The sequence below is a fragment of the Methanospirillum sp. genome, assembly GCF_035406105.1.
GTDB lineage: Archaea > Halobacteriota > Methanomicrobia > Methanomicrobiales > Methanospirillaceae > Methanospirillum.
This window is the reverse complement of sequence record NZ_DAONKG010000292.1, coordinates 1-2,454: the sequence shown is the minus strand read 5'-3', so window position 1 is coordinate 2,454 and position 2,454 is coordinate 1. Positions and strand designations below refer to the sequence as shown.

Annotated in this window: 4 protein-coding genes; 1 reads left to right on the top strand and 3 read right to left on the bottom strand. The window is 44.7% G+C overall.

Annotation, left to right across the window (positions count from 1 at the left end):
- Nucleotides 1–579: imidazoleglycerol-phosphate dehydratase HisB (gene hisB, locus PLA23_RS12565; protein ID WP_324475401.1), on the top strand; the 579-nt coding region annotated here is incomplete at its 5' end.
- Between the two features lie 88 nt (nt 580–667).
- Here the strand turns inward: hisB and PLA23_RS12560 are convergent.
- From PLA23_RS12560 to PLA23_RS12550, 3 genes are all read right to left on the bottom strand, one after another.
- Entirely contained in the window at nt 668–874 is a 207-nt protein-coding gene (locus PLA23_RS12560) for a histone family protein (RefSeq protein ID WP_324328048.1), read from the bottom strand.
- A 167-nt stretch (nt 875–1,041) separates the two neighbouring features.
- The gene (gene mtxX / locus PLA23_RS12555; RefSeq protein ID WP_324328047.1) at nt 1,042–1,836 is read right to left on the bottom strand and encodes a methanogenesis marker protein Mmp4/MtxX; all 795 of its coding nucleotides are present in this window, start codon (nt 1,834–1,836) and stop codon (nt 1,042–1,044) included.
- Nucleotides 1,817–2,454 (bottom strand): AIR synthase-related protein (locus PLA23_RS12550; RefSeq protein ID WP_324475400.1); only part of this gene is annotated, 638 nt, incomplete at its 5' end. The genes mtxX and PLA23_RS12550, both read right to left, overlap by 20 nt.

Sequence of the window (2,454 nt, the reverse complement as noted above, 5' to 3'; positions counted from 1 at the left end):
AGAACCAGTAAGGTTACGCGTACAACAAAAGAGACTGATATAACCGTTAGTTTTTCTCTCGATGGGACCGGTCATGCAACCATACACACCGGTATCCCGTTCTTTGATCATATGCTTGATTCATTCGCCAGGCATGGCAGATTTGATGTACATATTACAGCCAGAGGGGATCTGGCAACCGGGTGTCATCATACAGTAGAGGATATCGGGATCGTCCTTGGTCAGGCATTTTTGCAGGCCCTTGATGGGGGAAAAGGGATCAGACGTTTTGCAAATGTCGTCGTACCTATGGATGAATCAAAAGCTGATGTTGCTGTTGATGTGGGAGGCCGCCCCTATCTTGTTTATGAAGGGAATTTCTCCGGACCGGTTGAAGGAATGATAGAACCCTGGCTTGTCCGTCATTTCTTTGAAAGTTTCATACAAAACGCAAAAATTACTGTTCACATGCAGGTATCCGGATGTTCGGATCATCACAAATGCGAAGCACTCTTTAAAGCCTTTGGCCTCGCTCTTCACGATGCTACAAAAGTTGTATATAACGATGGAACAGTCCCGAGTACAAAAGGTGTGCTGTAACTTAAGAAATCAACCCCATCCGAGCACACTTTTTATAATTCTTTGAGGTAAGGGATTTTTTTACTGAAAGCCAAAGGTGGAGAATGCTTTAGGCATTCTCTGCGGCCATTTTGACGTCTTCTTCTTTAATTGTTTTTCTACCTGCATGCTGGGCAAGGCGGTTCGCTTCTTTGGTCAGGTTGGCAATGTAGTCTTCAGCTTTTGCTACAAGAGCTGCTGCTGCATCGCTTCCCACACGCTCAGCCCCATTTTTCTTTGCAATTCTTACAACTGCTGCAATAGGTAAGTCTGCCATAGTCCTCTACCTCAAAACAAAGTATATTGATATCTATTTAAATATTTCGAGATTATCTTGAGATTTTCGATATTCTGACATGATAATAGTAGATTTTTATATTTTATGGGATTAGATTTCAGAGATAGCCAATCGGATGCATTATTGTAAAGAAATTAATTTTCTCTTCAAATTGAGGTTTTTTTATGTAAAGATAACTCAAGGAGATTATCTGCGAGATTTAGTGCGTGGAGGTAGTTCGGGTTAACGCGCGAAGTATCTACGAAGATTTTCGGAATATTCAGCACTGGTGCCCCATGAGAACGTCCACTGCCCAAAAAAACCAGTGTTCTGAAGATCAAATTTCCGGATATGCCATCCGGTGCAAGAATAAATCCGGAGTCGCACACCGCCTCTTCGATAAGAATGCCCCGATGAATACCTCCGGTCAGACGTGCCACCAGCTCAGCATCTGCAAGGCTTCGATCTATCTGTGGATGGCGACCGATGTCATCAAGCCTCCCTCCGGAGAGGATGGTCACCATTTGAGAGAGTCCAAACGTATGGCAGAGTGGCTGCACTTTCTTAACGAGTGAAACTTTTTCAGGTATTGTCCATCCTTCATCTATACCTACCGGCCCGAGAAAAAATCTGACTCCATCAGCAGTCTCCAACAGGACGACCCGTTCAAGTTTAGGAACCCCGGCAGTATCCTTGAGGATGCGAAGTGTCTGGTGCGATGAGAGTGTTCCTCTGAGTGCAGCATCAATTGACCCTGAAAAGAGATCAGAGATAAGGTCCTCTTCTGGATGTTCAGAGACATGCGAATCAATACCATGAGGTATCTGGTTATGAAGATCCGGATGGAGATAACAGATAATTTTTGACCTGCCGGTATAGTCAGAAATTGATAAAAATACCCGATCAGGATCATTTCTTACTCCGATGCCAATAACCGGGCGATTATTGTGGATATGCCCCAAGGTGCATTACGCCTCCGTTTATTGAAAAGTCAAAGACAAGAGCTGATGAATCATGATAAAAAATTCGTAACTTTCCTGTATCATTCACCGTCCCTATTGCCTGAACTGTCATGCCCTGATCTCTAAAGAGATGTCTGATAGCATTGATGTGCTCATGACGTGCAGTCAGAATAAACCCCATCCCCGGATACATCTTCAGCCAGTGATCAAAGGTAATGGAATGGGCAGAAAGATCAGGGTGGGGAATTGCTGCGAGATCAATATCTGCCCCCTTCCCTGATACTTCAAGGAGCATTCCAAGTGTTCCAATAATCCCGGGATTTGAGATATCTTTCCCGGCAGTGACAAGTTTTTTTGATCCAATCTCCTGCATGACTGCTATTTGCCCCCTGACCTCATCAGCAGTCCGCAGGGTAGCACTATCCCAGTTTAGTATACAGGATGGGTGAACCCTTCCGTTCAGATCAATTGCGATAAGAACGGCATCCCCGGTGCAGGCAGTATTGCTGTATATGACATTTTCAAGTGGAGCTATACCTAAAATGGCTACATCGATCACACTGTACGGTGTGTCTGGATGCAGATGCCCTCCGACGACAGGAACCCCGAACTGTCTGG

Bases quoted from the DNA above. Each gene is read 5' to 3' on its own strand.
- PLA23_RS12560 (WP_324328048.1), bottom strand. From the start codon at position 874: ATGGCAGACTTACCTATTGCAGCAGTTGTAAGAATTGCAAAGAAAAAT.